Source organism: Mucilaginibacter robiniae (assembly GCF_012849215.1).
Lineage (GTDB): Bacteria > Bacteroidota > Bacteroidia > Sphingobacteriales > Sphingobacteriaceae > Mucilaginibacter > Mucilaginibacter robiniae.
The window spans coordinates 3,017,578-3,034,805 of record NZ_CP051682.1; the positions used below are offsets into that span (position 1 = coordinate 3,017,578).

General features: G+C 40.2%; 17 protein-coding genes. 8 read left to right on the forward strand and 9 right to left on the reverse strand.

The window, feature by feature from the left end:
* Positions 1 to 26: 26 nt before the first annotated feature.
* From HH214_RS13390 to HH214_RS13405, 4 genes are read right to left on the reverse strand one after another with little or no spacing between them, the layout of a single operon-like run.
* A complete protein-coding gene (locus HH214_RS13390; RefSeq protein WP_169608407.1) occupies positions 27 to 794 on the reverse strand; it encodes a TatD family hydrolase in 768 nt (255 codons plus the stop codon).
* A 52-nt stretch (positions 795 to 846) separates the two neighbouring features.
* Entirely contained in the window at positions 847 to 1,863 is a 1,017-nt protein-coding gene (locus HH214_RS13395; protein WP_169608409.1) for an FKBP-type peptidyl-prolyl cis-trans isomerase, read from the reverse strand.
* Between the two features lie 60 nt (positions 1,864 to 1,923).
* Positions 1,924 to 2,901 carry an FKBP-type peptidyl-prolyl cis-trans isomerase gene (locus tag HH214_RS13400; protein WP_169608411.1) on the reverse strand — a complete coding sequence of 326 codons (978 nt, stop codon included), beginning with the start codon at positions 2,899 to 2,901 and terminating at the stop codon, positions 1,924 to 1,926.
* Positions 2,902 to 2,903: 2 nt separating this feature from the next.
* The gene (locus HH214_RS13405) at positions 2,904 to 3,914 is read right to left on the reverse strand and encodes a DHH family phosphoesterase (RefSeq protein ID WP_169608413.1); all 1,011 of its coding nucleotides are present in this window, start codon (positions 3,912 to 3,914) and stop codon (positions 2,904 to 2,906) included.
* A gap of 116 nt (positions 3,915 to 4,030) precedes the next feature.
* On the opposite strand from HH214_RS13405, the gene HH214_RS13410 reads away from it, so the two are divergent.
* A complete protein-coding gene (locus HH214_RS13410; RefSeq protein ID WP_169608415.1) occupies positions 4,031 to 4,450 on the forward strand; it encodes a nucleoside-diphosphate kinase in 420 nt (139 codons plus the stop codon).
* 175 nt (positions 4,451 to 4,625) lie between these two features.
* Positions 4,626 to 4,850 carry a hypothetical protein gene (locus tag HH214_RS13415; protein WP_169608417.1) on the forward strand — a complete coding sequence of 75 codons (225 nt, stop codon included), beginning with the start codon at positions 4,626 to 4,628 and terminating at the stop codon, positions 4,848 to 4,850.
* Positions 4,851 to 4,855: 5 nt separating this feature from the next.
* Here the strand turns inward: HH214_RS13415 and HH214_RS13420 are convergent, their stop codons facing one another.
* Positions 4,856 to 5,122: a DUF721 domain-containing protein gene (locus tag HH214_RS13420; protein ID WP_315853167.1), complete on the reverse strand. Its 267-nt coding sequence runs from the start codon at positions 5,120 to 5,122 to the stop codon at positions 4,856 to 4,858.
* 7 nt (positions 5,123 to 5,129) lie between these two features.
* Positions 5,130 to 6,239: a DNA replication/repair protein RecF gene (gene recF / locus HH214_RS13425; protein WP_169608421.1), complete on the reverse strand. Its 1,110-nt coding sequence runs from the start codon at positions 6,237 to 6,239 to the stop codon at positions 5,130 to 5,132.
* Between the two features lie 262 nt (positions 6,240 to 6,501).
* Here recF and HH214_RS13430 point away from each other — a divergent pair, with 262 nt between their 5' ends.
* The 6 genes from HH214_RS13430 (at position 6,502) to HH214_RS13455 (ending at position 11,024) form a co-directional block, all read left to right on the forward strand.
* On the forward strand, positions 6,502 to 7,185 hold the full coding sequence (locus HH214_RS13430; protein WP_315853168.1) for a tetratricopeptide repeat protein: 684 nt from the start codon (positions 6,502 to 6,504) through the stop codon (positions 7,183 to 7,185).
* A 203-nt stretch (positions 7,186 to 7,388) separates the two neighbouring features.
* Positions 7,389 to 7,889, forward strand: a complete 501-nt coding sequence (gene ribH / locus HH214_RS13435) for a 6,7-dimethyl-8-ribityllumazine synthase (protein WP_169608422.1) — start codon at positions 7,389 to 7,391, stop codon at positions 7,887 to 7,889.
* A gap of 211 nt (positions 7,890 to 8,100) precedes the next feature.
* Positions 8,101 to 8,427: a bacillithiol system redox-active protein YtxJ gene (ytxJ, locus tag HH214_RS13440; protein WP_169608424.1), complete on the forward strand. Its 327-nt coding sequence runs from the start codon at positions 8,101 to 8,103 to the stop codon at positions 8,425 to 8,427.
* Between the two features lie 306 nt (positions 8,428 to 8,733).
* Positions 8,734 to 9,612, forward strand: a complete 879-nt coding sequence (gene lipA / locus HH214_RS13445) for a lipoyl synthase (protein ID WP_169608426.1) — start codon at positions 8,734 to 8,736, stop codon at positions 9,610 to 9,612.
* A 33-nt stretch (positions 9,613 to 9,645) separates the two neighbouring features.
* Positions 9,646 to 10,197 carry an RNA polymerase sigma factor gene (locus tag HH214_RS13450; RefSeq protein ID WP_169608428.1) on the forward strand — a complete coding sequence of 184 codons (552 nt, stop codon included), beginning with the start codon at positions 9,646 to 9,648 and terminating at the stop codon, positions 10,195 to 10,197.
* A 62-nt stretch (positions 10,198 to 10,259) separates the two neighbouring features.
* A complete protein-coding gene (locus HH214_RS13455) occupies positions 10,260 to 11,024 on the forward strand; it encodes an anti-sigma factor (RefSeq protein ID WP_211166228.1) in 765 nt (254 codons plus the stop codon).
* A gap of 3 nt (positions 11,025 to 11,027) precedes the next feature.
* Here HH214_RS13455 and HH214_RS13460 read toward each other — a convergent pair whose 3' ends face one another.
* From HH214_RS13460 to HH214_RS13470, 3 genes are all read right to left on the reverse strand, one after another.
* Positions 11,028 to 11,618 carry a PNPOx family protein gene (locus HH214_RS13460; protein ID WP_169608432.1) on the reverse strand — a complete coding sequence of 197 codons (591 nt, stop codon included), beginning with the start codon at positions 11,616 to 11,618 and terminating at the stop codon, positions 11,028 to 11,030.
* A gap of 168 nt (positions 11,619 to 11,786) precedes the next feature.
* Entirely contained in the window at positions 11,787 to 13,292 is a 1,506-nt protein-coding gene (locus HH214_RS13465; RefSeq protein WP_169608434.1) for an NAD(P)H-hydrate dehydratase, read from the reverse strand.
* 163 nt (positions 13,293 to 13,455) lie between these two features.
* Positions 13,456 to 17,193, reverse strand: a complete 3,738-nt coding sequence (locus HH214_RS13470) for a sensor histidine kinase (RefSeq protein WP_169608436.1) — start codon at positions 17,191 to 17,193, stop codon at positions 13,456 to 13,458.
* Positions 17,194 to 17,228 lie beyond the last annotated feature (35 nt).

Consider the following 17,228-nt stretch of genomic DNA (forward strand, 5'->3'; position numbering starts at 1 on the left):
AAAAAAATCAAATTATAAAACATGAGCTATATGCCAAAAACTTTAACCGAGTTATCGGTGGTGATTTGGGCTACCGTTTCCAAACTTACCTGATGCAGGTCGGCTACTTTTTGGGCCACATAAATCAGGTATGCACTTTCGTTAGGTTTGCCCCGGTATGGCACCGGCGTAAGGTACGGAGAATCGGTTTCTAAAACGATATGTTGTAAATCAATTTGTTGAACAACCTTATCCAAACCTGCGTTTTTATAAGTTACTACACCGCCAATGCCTAGCATAAAACCTAAGTCGGTAATCAATTTGGCTTGCTCTACCGTACCTGAAAAGCAGTGGAATATCCCCCGCAGCTTTTCGTCATGTTCTTCCTGTAAAATGGCATATACTTCATCAAAAGCATTGCGGCAATGGATAACAATCGGTAAATCGGCAGCTTTAGCCCAGCTAATCTGCTGTTTAAAAGCTTCCTGCTGTTCGACCAGGTAGGTTTTATCCCAATACAGGTCAATACCAATTTCGCCAATGGCATATACCCGGGTTTGTTGCAAAGCTGCATGTATGGTTTGCAGTTCCTGCTGCCAATTGGCTTTTACATCACAAGGGTGCAAACCCAGCATAGGATAGCAGTACTGTGGAAAAGTGCTTACCATATCCATCACCAGGGGGATCGAAGCCGAATCAACATTGGGCAGAAACAAACGGCTGATACCTTGATCAAGGCAACGTTGCATCAGGGCTGCTTTTTTATCTGTATCGGTTTCGTAGTACTGGTGGGTATGAGTGTCGGTTAATACCATGGCGGCTAAAATAAAAAGCCTTCTGCAGTTAGCAGAAGGCTTTTTGATAAAATTATTTGTGGCTGACTTTTTTCCTAACCGGCAGTTTTCTACTTATCGGCTTTTTAGTGGACTTTTGTGCCACAGGCGCTGGCTTGTGTACACCTCTGGTTACTTTAACTAGTTCGATGTCAAATGCCAATGGACTAAAAGGTTTGATATCGTTACCGGCACCCCGCTCACCATAAGCTAGAGCTGATGGGATAATGAACGTAGCTTTTGAACCTTCGTTCATGAGTAACAAGCCTTCATCCCAGCCAGATATTACATCGTGGTTGCCTACAGTAAATTTGAATGGCTCGTAAGGGCGGCCTGGCTGATCTAAGCCAGAGGCTTTAGCTATAGTTTCCACGCTGGAATCAAATACCTTACCATCTAGTGTACGGCCAGTATAATTTACCAGTAAGGTATCGCCAGCTAATGGTTTAGGGCCGGTTCCTGCTTTAGTAATTACGTATTTTAATCCTGATGCGGTGGTTTTAGGCATCAGCTTATGCGCAGTTAAATACTGGTTTACGGCCGGTACTTCAGCTGCTTGCAACTTGGCATTGGCAGTTGCTTGCTCGGCGCGTGATTTTTCAACCGTAGCCCGGTACTCGGTCATGGCTTCATCCAGCGATTGTACTTTTACAATCTTTAAATCAAAAATCATATAGCTGCCTTTTGGTAAAAAGGGCGGGCGCTGATTTTCAAACTTAGCAAATATCGAATCGGTAGGTATTTGCACCTCCGCACTATCATTCACACTCAGTAGTGGGAACACCTCCATCAGGTCTGATACGTTTTTAGATGAATCGACCTGAACCCGGGCCAGCTGCCCGCGTTGGTAGGAACTACCTAATACCGAATCTTTACTGGTTTTTTGTATAAAGTTGAACGCAACCACATCACCACGTTTAATGCGCTGGCCATTACCATGCGTAATGATACGATAACGGGCACCTTTAGGCGTGGTGCTGAAAGTAGCCTGTGCCGCAGCCTGGTAAATAAAGGCGGCAGACAACAGTAAATAAACAAAAAGCTTTTTCATAATCACATTAAAAAGCCTCCTGTATAGGTACAGGAGGCTAAAAGTTTTATCACGTATTTATTATTTAGCTTGTGGCTGCTGTGCCTGAGGCATCATTTGCGGCATAGCAGGTTTAGGTGCATTTGGGTCAGCGTGAATAATGTTTACCAGCTCAATATCAAAAGCGATAGGTGTGTATGGACCAATAGGTTGCATACCGCGTTCGCCGTAAGCAAGTTTTGATGGAATAATCAAGGTAATTTTAGCGCCTTTGTTTAACAATTGTAAACCTTCATCCCAACCTGGAATAACCATACCGCCACCTACTGCAATTTTAATAGGCGTATAGTTGCGCATAGGGTTAAAGATTTTCTTGTTTTTCTGAGCAACGTCTTTTATGCTGGTATCGAAAACATTACCGCTTAATAATGAACCGGTATAGTTAACTACAGCAGTATCACCTTTAGCAACGTTAGGGCCAGATCCCGGTTTAGTAACCTGGTAGTATAAGCCTGATGCAGTTTTGTTAACTTTCAGGTCTTTATCAGCAATGTATTTCTGGATTTTGCCTGGCTCAGCAGCTTTAAAAACGTCTGCTTGCTTTTTAAAGTAATCAGCAACTCGGTTTTGGAACATCATATCGTTCAGTTTACCTTTCTGAATTACTTTCACAATTTTGATATCGTAAATAATAGACTTGCCTTTAAAGTTCGGCGGACGCTGACCGCTAGCTTTAAATAATGAGTCGGCATTTACTTTAACGGTAGCACTATCACCTTCGCTTAATAAGCCTAAGGCTGCAAACATATCACCTTTGTACTGTGGCTTTTGTGCCAGTACAGGTTGCGGCTGACCATTATCGTAAGAGTTGAATAAAACAGAATCGGCATCATTTTTAACTACCAGGTTAATGGCAGCAAAGTCGCCGGCTTGTATGGTAGGGCCATCTTTATCTTCATGGATATTATATACCATACCACCTTCGCCTTTTTTAAATCCGCTGTTGCAACTGGCCAAGCCAATAGCTGCCGCAGCTAAAAACAAGATACTTTTCTTCATTTTTACTGTATTAATAATGTTTTGTATTCGGGTAATAATTGTTTGAACTGCTGAGTAACCTGTTCAAGTGTAAGTTCAGAATGTCCTCCGGCAGCATTACGGTGACCGCCGCCGTTAAAATATTTTTTACAAATTTCGTTAGCCGGAAATTCACCTTTAGAACGTAAAGATAATTTAACACGATCTGCCCGTTCAACCATAAGCGCAGCCAAGCGAATGCCAGCAATGCTGAGCGCGTAGTTAACTATGCCTTCCGTATCGCCGGTGATAACCTCAAATTCTTTAAGTTCCTGCCGAGTTATGGTAATAATAGCTGTGTTGTACTCATACAAAACTTCCAGTTTATTACGCAGGCAATGGCCTAAAAAGCGCAACCGCATTTCGGATGAACTATTATAAACCAGTTCATGTATGCGCCAGTTTACCGCACCAGCATCAATCAAATCGGCAGTAATGCGGTGTACGGCAGCTGTAGTGTTCGGTAACCTGAATGAGGCTGAATCGGTCATGATGCCGGTGTATAGGCAGGTGGCAACATCGGCGCTAATTAAATCAGGGCGTTGCAGCTCGTTTACTATAAAAGTGTATACTAGTTGTGCAGTAGCACAGGCTTTAATGTCCCAGTGGCGGTAATCATCAAAATCCTCAGGCTCCAAATGATGATCAATCATCACTTTAATGGCAGTACTGCTGCGTACCAGTTCGCCCAGTGCATTAATACGGGTTAGAGTATTAAAATCCAGGCAGAATACCAGATCGGCATCGGCTACCAGTTGTGCTGATAATTCAGTATTTTCGGTATAGATGATGACTTCTTCGTTGCCGGGCATCCAGTTCAAAAACTCAGGATAATCAGTAGGGGTAATTACTTTAGCATGATGCCCCTGCTGTATCAGGTAATTATATAAACCTAAAGATGAGCCCATTGCATCTCCATCGGGTTTGTGATGGGTGGTGATAACAATTTTTTGGGGCTGGTTTAAAAGCTGGCTAAGCGAAGCAATATCTAACATCCATTAAAAACAAGCTGCAAATTTATATAATTATATGATAATGCCGCTATGTAATTTATTTTTAAAGCTTTATGTTTTAGCGGTAAAACGCTACTTTTGCGGCAATTTTAAAAACAATGGAAACGAACAAAACTTTTACGATGATTAAGCCTGATGCTGTTGCTGCCGGCCATATCGGTGCTATACTGGATCAGATTATCAAAGCAGGCTTTACTATTAAAGCTATGAAGTACACTTACCTGACTGCGCAAAAAGCAGGCGAATTTTATGCCGTGCATCAAGGTCGTCCTTTTTACAATGATTTGGTGAGCTTCATGTCATCAGGACCGATTGTAGCTGCTATACTGGAAAAAGACAATGCTGTTGCTGATTTCCGTACATTGATTGGTGCTACCGATCCGACTAAGGCAGATGAAGGTACTATCCGTAAACTGTTTGCTAAGTCAATTGAAGCTAACGCTGTACACGGTTCTGACTCTGACGAGAATGCCGCTATCGAAGGTAGCTTCTTCTTCTCTGGCTTAGAAAAATTCTAAGAGCTTAAATAATTATTGTAAATAAAAGCGTTATGGATAAGAGTAAACCTTATCCATAACGCTTTTATTGCTTTATGGTAAACTGGAATTTTCTTTGCAGATAAATAATGCTGTTTATGTTGCAAATACACATGATGTGTTTATTTCAGTTAATGTAATTATATATATTCGTTTTATGAAAGTAAAAGTAGGGTTAAAATATCTGATTTATGCATTAACCGTTGTGCTGTTTATTGTGGGTAGCCTTATGTTGGTTAAGGCTCATCCCGAAGTGCAGTTTGCTTTCTACATCCCGGCTGTAGCTCTTATTATCTATGCTGTTATTTATGATGATTTGTTTGCCAAACCTCATCATTTAAGCAGTTTACGGGAGCTACGGGCGCTAAAAGCTAAGCGATAGTAATATTATAAAAAGATAATTTCTTCAATCAGCTGTTCGCCAGCCTCGGCATTTATTTTTTCCATAATTTGGCTGCGCATCATTACCATTTCGTTTTTTACTACTGATGATTCAATGCGCAGGAATAATTTCTTGTTGCTGATAAAAATTTCACTGGTGCGGTTGGCCACAGGCTTGCCTACAATATCAGGCCAATGGGCAATGATAGCGGTTTCATCAAAGCGGCGTTTGATTTTATAAACGTTCAGCATTTGTTCAATCGCTTCTTTCATAGTTTTATCATTCGCCTTGCGCATACACTTCTCCTTGGTTTACGGTAAATAATTTCACATCCACACTAATTGCATCAAATATGCGGTTTACACGGCCGGCACTGGCATCCGTAATAAATACCTGCCCAAACTCGTGTTGAGATACTAGCTGCATAAGCTTGGTAATACGGTTTTCATCCAGTTTATCGAAAATATCATCCAGCAATAGTAAAGGTTTAAAGCCTTTTTGCTGTTGTAGATAATTGTATTGCGCCAGCTTTAACGCGATTAAAAAGGATTTTTGCTGCCCTTGTGAGCCAAATTTTTTTAGCGGCATCTGGTGAATGCTGAATTGCAGATCATCACGATGAATGCCCATGGTGGTGCGTTCCAGTACCCGGTCTTTTTCGGTAGCTTTAATAAGTAGGGCGGCAAAATTGTTTTGCAGTAACTGCGATTCATATACCAGCTCTACCTTTTCAACATCTTCGGTTAAAAACTGATAATAGGTGTTAAATATGCCGGTAAAGCTTTCCATAAAAGCTCGGCGCTTTTCAAATATCCGATTACCTGATGATACCAATTGCTCATCCAGCACTTCCAGTAAGCCTGGATCAAAGCGTCCGGTTTCAGCAATGGTTTTAAGCAGGGCATTACGATTTAATAAGATACGATTGTAAGTAATCAACTCGTCCAGGTACTGATGGTCAGTTTGCGAAATAACGTTATCCATGAACTTGCGGCGTTCTTCGCTACCTTCCATAATAATGCTGGCATCGTAAGGTGATACCATCACTAACGGAAATTGGCCAATATGATCGGCTAACCTGGGATACTCCTTTTTATTGCGTTTGAAAACTTTCTTCTGATTACGCTTTACCGAACAGGCAATTCTTTCCGGAATGTCGTTTTTATCGAAAGTGCCGTTGATAATGAAAAAGTCGGTACCTTGTTTAATTTGCTGGCTATCTATCGTATTAAAATAGCTCTTACATAAGGATAGATAATGTATGGCATCCAATAGGTTGGTTTTGCCTGCGCCATTATTGCCGGTAAATGCATTCACTCCCTCACTAAAGCTGAGTTCAGCACCAGTGTAATTCTTAAAGTTGATAAGCGATAGTTGTTGCAAATACATACGGTGGCTTCAAAGGTAATTACAAATAATCAGCCCATGCAAAGTATTGTACTACTATGTTTACTTCTTTTTCAACACGCGATGTTAATAGCTTATATGACAGCAATGTTCAGTTTTAAGAGGGGAGTTGCTAATTAGCTGAGTAAAATATTAATGCCGTATATGGATAACCAGTTATAATGTAAAATGATATTGAAATATTTAGCAGAATACATCTTGTCAAAAACACTGAAAAATGTATTTTTGCAAACTTAATTTTAGGATGGAAATGTCAAAGGCAGAAGTAAATACAAATGTGGCAGCCGAGCAAAAGAATTTTGGGCAAACAGGCGGATTTGTAAGAGAAAACCAAAAAAGCTTATCATTTATCGGCGCGGCTATTGTAGCGCTTATTGTTGTTTATATTGCTTATCAGAAATTATACCTGGCTCCGCACGAAGCAGAAGCTGCCGACCAGATGCACGTAGCGCAGGATTACTGGGCTAAAAAAGAGTGGGACAAAGCTTTAAAAGGTGATGCTGGCTATCCTGGTTTCGAAAAGATTATTAACGATTACGGTAGCACTAAAGCGGCTAACCAAGCTTATTTTTATGCGGGTATTGCGTACCTGAACAAAGGTGAATACCGTAAAGCTATTGACAATTTAACCAGCTATCATGGTGATGACAGCATGGTATCAGCCGAGGCTTTAGGTAGCACTGGTGATGCTTACGTAGAACTGAAAGACTATAGCAAAGCGGAAACTTACTTCCAGAAAGCGGCTGATAAAGCTAAAAATAAGTTCCTGTCTCCTTTTTACCTGAAAAAACTAGGTTTAGTGTACGAGACTGAAAAAGATAACAAGTCAGCTGTTGATGCTTACAAAAAAATTAAGAGCGATTATCCGGACAGCGGGGAGGCCCAAAATATTGATGCATACATTGCAAGAGCAGAAGCCAAGCTATAAAAGCTGGCTTTTGCTTTTTAAGGGCATTTCTCTTTTTATCTTATACAGAACTTTCTCTTAAATATCTACATTCAGTATAACTTAAGCGCACCTTAAACCGTAAGGGTAGAGCAAGTAATAATTTATATTGATAAATAATGTAGATGTATTTAGGAATGAACAAACCACTTTTATAACTATCTACTTTTTTATTTTAAATAAACATGGCAACCCAGCTTAAAAACTTGTCTGACTTTTCACATACTACAGTGCCTAATGCTGCGCCTTACCGCTATGGTATTGTTGTAGCCGAATGGAATGCTAAAATTACAGGTGCCCTGTATGAAGGAGCTTATCAGAGTTTAATTAAGCATGGCGCTCAGGAAAGCCAAATCTATACGTATTCTGTTCCAGGAAGTTTCGAATTGATTTCAGGAGCAGACATTTTATTGAAAAGTAACAATATTGATACAGTAATTTGTTTGGGATGCGTAATTCAAGGTGAAACACGGCATTTTGATTTTATTTGCCAGGCAGTAGCTACAGGTTTAAGTAATGTTGCTTTGAAACACGAAAAACCTGTTATATTTGGTGTATTAACCACTGATAATGAGCAACAAGCTTTTGATAGAGCCGGCGGTAAGCATGGCAACAAAGGCGACGAGGCTGCAATAACTGCTATCAAGATGGTTGATTTAGCAAACCAATTAAAACCAATAATTTAAAACTAATTGTAGTATGAAAAAAGTAGCTTGTTTGGCTTTACTAGCCGCTACGCTGTTAACCGGTTTAGCTTCTTGCTCTAATCGCTTGTGCCCGGCTTATTCTTCTTATCCACACCGTTCACGCTAACATGATATTGTCATTTTACATTTTGTCGTAAACCAATACCATACCTTAACTGTACTTTTGAAAAGTACAAATATTTGATTTTATATGAACTGGATTGCGTTGAACTCGGCAAATCAATTAGATGGCATTAAACAACAAACCGGATACAGCATTATCTTTAAGCATAGTACCCGTTGCTCCATCAGCATGATGGCTAAACGCCGTTTTGAATTGGATTGGGACAAGCTACCTGCTGATTTGCCTCTTTATTTTTTGGATTTAATCAAAAACCGTGATTTATCTAACCAGATAGCGCAAGAGTTTCACGTTCATCATGAATCACCGCAAATGCTGTTGATTAAAGATGGCGAATGTATTCTTGACCAATCTCATGGTGCCATCTCGGTTGAGGAAGCTTTATCGGTACTGTAGGTAGTAGCCAAGAATCAAGATTTATAGATTTGAATTTTATAGCCGTTATATATCCTATCAACGGCTATTTTTTTAATGAGCTATTCATTCTTACCTGTAAGTGCATTGCTGTCTTAGGAAGCTATCCATATCTTCGTGTTAACGCAGATAGCGGTCAAGGTAAATTAGATTGAGGTTTGTTAAGTTGATTGTTCCTGTAAAACTTTCATTTCAAAGAGACATCAAGAATAATATAACGGTATAAGCCTTACTAAATCATGACTCTTGACGTTATATTCTTTACGTTAAATAAACTATTTTTGTATTATGATTGATTTGCCGGTAATCCCTGCCAACAAGGTACAACGTAAACCCGATTGGTTGCGTGTAAAGCTTCCTGTAGGTAAAGAATATGCCCACGTGCGTAGCCTGGTTGATACGCATAAACTGCACACTATTTGCGAAAGCGGCAATTGCCCTAACATGGGTGAATGCTGGGGAGCCGGTACGGCTACCTTCATGATTTTAGGTAATATTTGTACCCGCTCATGTTCGTTTTGTGCAGTAGCCACCGGTCGGCCTTTGGCTGTTGATATGGATGAACCCAATCGTGTAGCCACATCGGTAAAGCTGATGCAAGTAAAACATTGCGTAATTACCTCGGTTGACCGTGATGACTTGAAAGATGGTGGTTCTACTATTTGGGCGGAAACCATTTTAGCTATTCGTCGTGAAAGCCCGGAAACTACATTAGAAACTTTACTGCCTGATTTTAAAGGCAACTGGGATAATCTGGCACGTGTATTAGCTGTACGTCCTGAAGTAGTATCTCATAACTTGGAAACCGTGCGCCGTTTAACACGTGAAGTACGTATCCAAGCTAAATATGATCGTAGTTTAGAGTGTCTGAAGCAGATATCAGAAGCTGGCTTGCGTACCAAATCAGGCATTATGCTGGGTTTGGGTGAGCAGGAAGAAGATGTATTGCAGGCGATGGATGATTTGCTGGAAGCCGGTGTACATATTTTAACACTGGGCCAATACCTGCAACCTACCCGCAACCACCATCCGGTTGTTGACTGGATTACCCCAGATCAGTTTAAGTACTACAAAGAAGTTGGCCTGAGCAAGGGCTTTAAATATGTAGAAAGCGGTCCGCTGGTACGATCATCTTACCATGCTGAAAAACACCTGTTTGATATATAATTTAAGCATATATAATTATATATTTACAGCGTTTTGGCCAAGAAACATAAAATAAACCTTTCCGAAGAAGAACTTGTACAAGCATTGCAGCGTCATGAAAAAGTGGCGGCTGAAGCTTTGTATGATATGTACTCGCCCGCACTGTACGGTGTTATTTTCAGAATTGTAAATGATGAAACTACCGCCGAAGATATAGTGCAGGAAACCTTTGTGAAAATATGGCGCTCATCAAATAGCTATAGTGCCGATAAAGGCCGGCTGTTTACCTGGATGATGAACATCGCCCGTAACTTGGCTATTGATAAAATACGGTCAAAAGACTTTAAAAATCAATTTAAAAACCAGGAGCTGGAAAATAACGTAATTGTGATTGATACGCAAAGCAGTACGGCGTACAAGCCTGAATTGTTGGGCGTAAAAGATTTAGTAGAGAAGCTGAAACCCGAGCAAAAATCTATACTGGATTTAATATACTTTAAAGGTTACACCCACACCGAAGCTGCCGAAGAACTTGGTATTCCGTTAGGAACAATCAAAACCCGATTGCGTACCGCTATACAGCAGCTTAGGAAATATTTTAATTAAAGGTGGAAGAAGTTAAGGCATATATTGAATCAGGGAAGTTGGAGCTTTATGTTCTGGGTGATATGAGCGCAGAAGAGAGAGCAGAAGTAGAAACAATGGCCAAGGCTCATTCTGCAATCAGAGCAGAACTTAATGAGATTGAACAATCCGTAATGAGTTATGCTGATGCCCATAGCATTGACCCAGCCGATGCACTTCGTAACCGGGTATTAAACAGTTTACTAACCAATTTAGGCGATGACCGTACTTTTACCCGAGGCAAATTCAATCAGCCTGAAGCACGTGTAGTACCTATAAAGCCAACTACGAGTATATTCTATAAGTATGCATTTGCAGCTTGTTTGCTGCTGCTTTGTATTAGCATGGCAGCATTAGGCTTGGTGTACAAGCGCTTGCAGCAATCCAATCAGCAATTATACAGTATGCAGGTGCATGAGCAGCAGTTTGCTCATCAGGTAAAGTTGATGGACGATGAACTATCGGTTTTTCATGATTCTTCTTACCGTGTTGTAAAGTTGAAAGGAACGCCACATTCTCCTTCTTCTTCATTAATGGTAGCCTGGAACCCTGGTAAAAAGCAGGTAATGATTGATATGCATCATGCCCAGATGCCTAATATTGATCAAAAGCATCAGTACCAATTGTGGGCTATCGCCAGCGGTAAGCCGGTTGATTTGGGCGTTTTTGATGCCACACCATCAGATTCATTGCAGATGAAGTTTATGAAGCCTATTTTGCTTGCGGATGCCTTTGCTGTTACTGTTGAACCGCGCGGTGGAAGCACAGAGCCTACCATGAACCAAATGGTAGCCATGGGAACTTTATAACGTTTAAGGAATAAGCCAGCTGTGCTGCCACGCTTTATTTTCATTACGTGTAAAGCTCGCGCGCCTGTTACCTTCGTGGCTTAGCTTTACCCATTCTAAAAAATCAACCTTAATTTCTACTACACCAAAGTTTTCATACCCATCCGGATCGTCACTCTCGAATAATTGTCCACTTAAATAACTTAATCCGTCTACAGCTTCATCAACAGGCGTAGATGGGGCTGGTTGTGCCAAATAAGATTTTCGGCTTTTGTAGCCCTGTTGTTGCCAGGCTTGTAACGAAACCTCATCTTGGTAATAAATTACAGCAGTGCCTTTCAATAGCAATTGTACCTTTTCCTGGCTGTTGTAGGTTAGTATAGTAATACGGCTGTTTTGCTGTATTTGATTTACTTTAGGTGAACGCCAATCGGTATGAAAGGTGAGGGTAGAAGTATCTGCTGATGCCTTTCTTAACACTACCGTGTAGGAATTAATGCCATCATCTGCTAAATTGGCTACAGTAATATTGCGAAAGCCGGATTGAGGTTGCTGGCCGGCTTCTGTAAGTTTCTGCCAGCAATCATCAAATATATTTTTTAAGGCGCTTTGCATATTTATTTGTTGTATGATGATCGCTAATTCAAGTAAGTTTTAAAAAGTTGTTTTTCCGTGTAACATTTAGTGTCTTTCACGCATCTTATTAGTACTACTAAGTATTACACGTTCTTTATAAGGTCAGTTAATAGTAAAGCGGTTGTTCGAATACTTACAACCGTTTTTTTATGCAGTTAGCTGAGCTATAACAGCAGGTATTTTAGCCGCTACCTGTCCGGGGAGTACCACATGTAGTTGGTTGGGTAAAGCTAACACATCGCCGGCTTTACCATGCAGGTAAACACCCGCTAAGCAAGCTTGTTCAGGTGTGTACTTTTGAGCTACTAGTGCTGTAATAATGCCCGTTAAAATGTCGCCCATACCGCCGCTGGCCATAGCAGCGTTGCTGGTTGAATTAAAATACAGCTTTCCATCAGGTGTACCCGTAATGGTGTAATCATTTTTCAATACAATATTTATCTGTAGTTCCTGCGCTTTTTGTTTTAAGGTTTGTAACCTGTTCCACCAAGTGTCATGCTCGCCAAATAAGCGGTCAAACTCTTTCATGTGTGGTGTTACAATACTTCCTTTAGGGAGTTGTTGCAGTAGTTCCTGGTGAGTGGCTAATAGATTAAGTGCATCGGCATCTATTATCATAGGCTTGTGGTAGTTGGCTAGAATGTTCTTTAATAAAGCCAATGCATTATCATCTTTTCCTAAGCCTGGTCCTACACCTATAACGCTGAATTTATCCCATTCAATTTCTGGCAATTGATCTTGTTCACGAATAATAGCCATTACCTCAGCCTGGTAACTGTTCAGGGCTGTTAATCCGCTTTCCGGAATACAAACCGTGGTTAAGCCTGCACCTGCATACACACAAGCGGACGAACATAGCAGTGCGGCACCCATAGTTTTAGCTTGTCCGGCTACAAGCAGTGCATGCCCGTAAGTGCCTTTGTTGCTAAACTTATGACGGGGTTTTAGTATGGTTTTTATATCTCCTTTTTCTATCAATTGGTAAGGAGAGTTAAGTGATTGCAGATAGGTATCATCCAATCCAATATCTACGGCCTCCCAGCTTTCCATATGCGGGCCTGATTCAGGTAGTAAAAAGTTGATTTTAGGTTGTTGGAAGGTAATAACCAGCTTGGCTTTTAAAATAGTGGCTTCTTTACTAACTGCACCTTCAGTAGGCAAGCCTGTAGGTACATCAACTGCTACCACGGTTTTTTCAAGCTGATTTAGGTGTTTTACCAGTTGTTCGTAATCGCCGCTCAACGGTTTATTTAAACCACTACCGAGTAAGGCATCAATTATTATGGCACTATCTTCAGGTGGAAAGTTACCTCCCTTTTCAATCTCTAGCAAAGGAACAGACAAGTGCTGGAAGCGGTGCAGATTCGTATTAAAATCATCAGTTGCTTTATCAGAGAAGCGCACTACTTTAACATTAAGCTGCCTATAACCATGTTCATTTAGCATGCGGGCAATGGCTAAACCATCGCCGCCATTATTGCCGCTACCGCAGTAAGCAGATATAGTTTGTGCTTTATCTGGAAAGTGCTGCATAAAGCGGCTTACAAAGGCCTTAGATGCTCGTTCCATCAAATTAACAGAGGTTACTGGTTCATGGCTAATAGTATAAGCATCCGCTTCATGAATTTGCTGGGCAGTGAGTAGAGGTAACATGCTTTTTAAAGGAAAACAAAAGTCCTTTTGTTTGAAGTGGCAGAAACAAATGTGATAAACATTGCTTACAGCTTACCAATTCCAATCAGGCTAGAAAAACGAACGCCAGCTGCATTCCATTGAATGTAGACGGCGTCGTTTATTTATATAATCTTTAACTGCTTTACAGCTTTGATTCCGGAAAGCTTAAATGGAATATAGTGCCTTTACCGGCTTCGGTTTCAAAGGATATTTTGCCGCCGGCATTCTCAATAGAGTTCTTGACGAAAGCCAGCCCTAAACCGGTACCTGAACTTTTAGTCGTAAAGTTGGGCTCAAATATCTTGTTACGTAAGTTTTCAGGAATACCATTGCCATTATCTTTAATGTTCAAAACAATACTGTTACGGCTAACGGTATAGGCAACATCAATTATTCCCAAACGTTCGGGCGGCATGGCTTCAATAGCATTTTTTAGTAGGTTATTGAAGCAGCGTAACATTTGGTCGCGGTCGGCTCTAATCATAAACGGAGTTTCCGGCGTTTGATAATTGATGGTAATATTATCCATCTGCTTAAAAATGATGACTGCCTGACCTAACGACTCAAATAAATTCAAGCGTTCCATACGGGTATCTGGCATTTTAGCAAAAGCCGAAAACTCGGAGGCAATAGAAGAAAGACTCTCAATTTGTTCGACAAAGGATTTACTGAATCGTTCAAACTTGGTGTCAAATTTCGGATCCTTATCCTTCCATGATTTTTCAAGCAGTTGCAAACCTAACTTAAGTGGCGTAAGCGGATTTTTAATTTCATGAGCTACCTGTTTAGCCATTTCGCGCCAGGCAGTTTCACGTTCCGATTGAGCCAGCCGGGTGGCACTTTCTTCCAGTGCGGCAATCATTTTATTGTATTCTTTTACCAGTGCCCCAATTTCATCATTGCGTTTCCATTGAATAGGCTCATTCTTTTTACCGTAAATAGTACGGCTTAAGCTGTATTGTATAACGCTGAGCGGAGTGGTAATTTGCCTGGCAATTATTACTGAAAAAAAGCCAATCGCCACGAAAATTAAGGCATAAATGTTAATCATGGCATTCAGTAACGAGCCAATACGTTCGTTGGCCTTCATTTCATTAGCAAAATAAGGCAATTGTAAAAAAGCTACCGTTGCGTTTTTACCATCTCGAATAGGCGCATAGGCTGCTGTATAGTTTAAGGTGCCTATCTTTTCGGCATTTACAATTACTGATTTTTGCATGTGGCTTAACTGAATATAAGCTTTTGCATTCATGCGCCGCGCCAGCAAACCATAATCATAAATTTTGGGCTGGGTAGATAGCATGGGTGTTCCATCACGATTAAACAAGGTTAGATCGGTCGAGTAATCATTGGCGATGTTATCAAACTTAATTTCGCTTTGCTGGTCAATGTGCAGAATGTCATTTAAAGAATTGTTACCCAGTTTGGCTGCTATCTGAACAACCTTGTTGCTGATTAGGTCATCCTGCTGCTGTTTAAATTGATCGCGTATAGCTAAAAACGAAATACCACCTACCAGAACCAGGGTAAGCCCTACCGCAAATATCATGGAGAACTGAATGCGGGTTTTGTATAAAATGTTATTTAAATCGAATTGAAAGTTCCAGTACATGGTTTGGCGGGTAACCTTAACGATAGTCACCCGTTTCCATAGCCATTGTGCTATGATGATAACAGCACTAAAGGCTAGTAATACTACAAAGAAGAAAGTGAAAGAAGCCAGATTGTTGATGGTATTGTTAGCCTGCCGGCTTACCACAATAGTTTTACGCTGACTAGGCTTGTAAATTAAGTGACTGTATTTACCTAGAATATGCAGCCATGATGCAGTTCCTTCGTAGGAGGAGGTAAATACATACTGCTTTAACTTCCCCTGAAACTCATTATTTACCATACTATAATCATAGCTTCCGTTTTGGCTTAATAAATGGTTGTCGCTGTAAAAAGCGTAAGAGTAATCTTTAAATGCCGTATTGTACTTTACCTCGTTAGCGGCCAGCAGAGTAGGGAATGAATTATTGTCTGCAAAGGGTTTTGATTTTAACTCAACAATAACAGTTCCTAAATTCCGGTCTCTAGTCTGAATGGGTAGAATAGCAAAGTAACTCCGAAAGCCAAAAGCATCATTTTCACGGTAGAAGTAATTAGATACCTTGAATGAGCTCATGGCTACCATTTCCTTGAAATCATCAAGTGCGAAATCTTTGTCTGTTAAAATAGGTTTACCTGAGCTATCAAACTCATGCACTTTAAAGTTGTAATCAGACAAGAATCCATCAAAGTAGATTTTGCGGAAATAATATTCTAAGTAGCCCGGAGTGTGATTGGGAGATTGAAAATATTGAGGCAAAAAAGAATCGTGAAGGATTTGCTTTTCAATGTTTTTTAACACCGGTCTGATATCTATATCATTACCATCTTCCAGTTGATGGATCAGGCTTATACGGGTTTCCTGCTCTTTAATGGTTTCAAAATCATTAAGTTTGATAGATGCAATTAGCGAACAAATAATAATAATTGAAATATAGGCCAGTACACTTAAATTACCCTGATAGTGTAGTGTAGCATGTGCTCTGATAATGATTAATAGTGCCAACAACAGATAAAAAGCGGTAAACTCATAAAAGTAAGCGTATATAACTGTGGCTAAAACAACAGCAGCTAGAAAAATAATCAGTTTAGCTTTTTTACGAATGTTGATGCAGGTATTAATAGTCAGAAAAATATCTGCCATTAAGTAGAAAATCAAAAAGCAGAAACAGGCCATTAATACACCCAGTAGACTGTAAGCCGACAGGTTGAGTACGTTGTTGACATCAAAGCTAATGTTGGAATTAATGACCAAACGATTGAATAGATACAAAAAGCCTGTAGCCGAAGCCAGTAAGAAAATAATGCTGCTTGTAAATACGATATAGCCTGTTTGTACACTAAGTTGCTGCTTGAACAGGCGGTGCCGATACTGGTAAATAAAGCCAACCAACCAGCATATAAATAAGAGATTAATACATAAATCACCTAATGATGGAAATAGGCCATTGAGTGTAAATATAGTCGGGCTAAACAGCTTTACATTCTCGGCCAGATCAGGGAAGTGAAAGTACAGGTTGATGAAGCGGATGAGTACTAAAGAGCCACCCAAAAATAAACAAGCCCATAAAAGTTTTCTTTTAAGTGCCAGGTAATTGCAGATGTTGCTGATGAGCAGACACAAAGCAAGTAAGCTGAGTACCCACAAAGTAATTTCGAAGCCTGAAATTTCCCTATGGTTAATGCGGGGCGAAGCTTTTACCGAAAACAAATATTTTTGATTTCGGTCATGAATATGGTAAACGTCTTTATCTGTAAATTCAGCAATGGCCAGGGTATTCCCTTTATCAAGCAGATCAGTATGAAAGGTATTGCGCAGGTACTGGTTTTGTATGCGGTAGTCTTCGTGTATCGGAATTAGAATGATTGTTGAAAAATTACCGTCCGTTTTTTTAAGGGCCTCATAGTAGCCATTAGGCTGTTTGATGAATGAACAACCTTCATGAATTTGCTTTTCATCTTCAGGCAGTACCTTGATGCCACTCCAGAAATATAACTGCCCATTTTTAAATATCGTAATCCAAATATGGTTTTCTTTGGCAGTGTACTGGTCTATAAACTTTAGCTTTTCATGCTCGGTAGCATGGGTGTTTTTTATATCCTGAAGTTTAGTACCATTGAGCAGCTTGTAAGCTACGGCTTCTTTTTCATGCAGGTTCTTTTCCAGCAAGCGGGCCGAGTTAACAAAGTCATGCTCTGGAGTATGATTATTGTGTACAATAATAGCTGTAAGCAGCAAGCTGGAAAAAAGCAATGCCAGCAGTACACGTATTTTTGCAAATGTTGTCAAGGTAGTAGCGGATGGTTATCAATCCCAAATATATT